The organism is Streptomyces sp. AC550_RSS872 (genome assembly GCF_019049285.1).
Classification (GTDB): Bacteria; Actinomycetota; Actinomycetes; order Streptomycetales; family Streptomycetaceae; genus Streptomyces.
The window spans coordinates 1-561 of the sequence record NZ_JAGMUL010000146.1 but is presented as its reverse complement, the minus strand read 5'-3'; the positions used below and the strand labels follow the sequence as shown (position 1 = coordinate 561).

Annotated in this window: 1 protein-coding gene; it reads left to right on the top strand. The window is 68.3% G+C overall.

The annotated features are described in order from the left end of the window. Positions 1–561: phosphopantetheine-binding protein (locus tag KUM44_RS37040; protein WP_217214162.1), on the top strand; the 561-nt coding region annotated here is incomplete at both ends.

Sequence of the window (561 nt, the reverse complement as noted above, 5' to 3'; positions counted from 1 at the left end):
CTCGAATACGCCGGACGCACCGACCACCAGGTCAAACTCCGCGGCCACCGCATCGAACCCGGCGAAATCGAAACCGTCCTGGCCGCACACCCATCAGTGACCCAGGCCGCCGTGATCCTGCGCGAGGACACCCCCGGCGACCAGCGCCTCGTCGCCTACACCGTCACCAGCGCCCCGCTCACGGAGTGGGAACTGCACACCTACGCCGCTGGAGAGCTGCCCGGGTACATGGTTCCGGCGGCGTTCCTCACCCTGGAGTCCCTGCCCCTGACCCCCAACGGGAAATTGGACCGCAAGGCCCTGCCCGCACCTGACTACACCATCCACACCAGCGGCGGCCGCGCCCCGCGCACCCCGCGTGAGGAAATCCTCTGCGGCCTCTACGCCGACATCCTTGGCATCCCCCACGTCACCATCGACGACGACTTCTTCCACCTCGGCGGACACTCCCTCCTCGCCACCCGCCTCGTCAGCCGCATCCGCACCACACTCAACACCGAACTCCCCATCCGACAGCTCTTCCAGACCCCCACCATCGCCGCCCTCACCACCGCCCTGGAC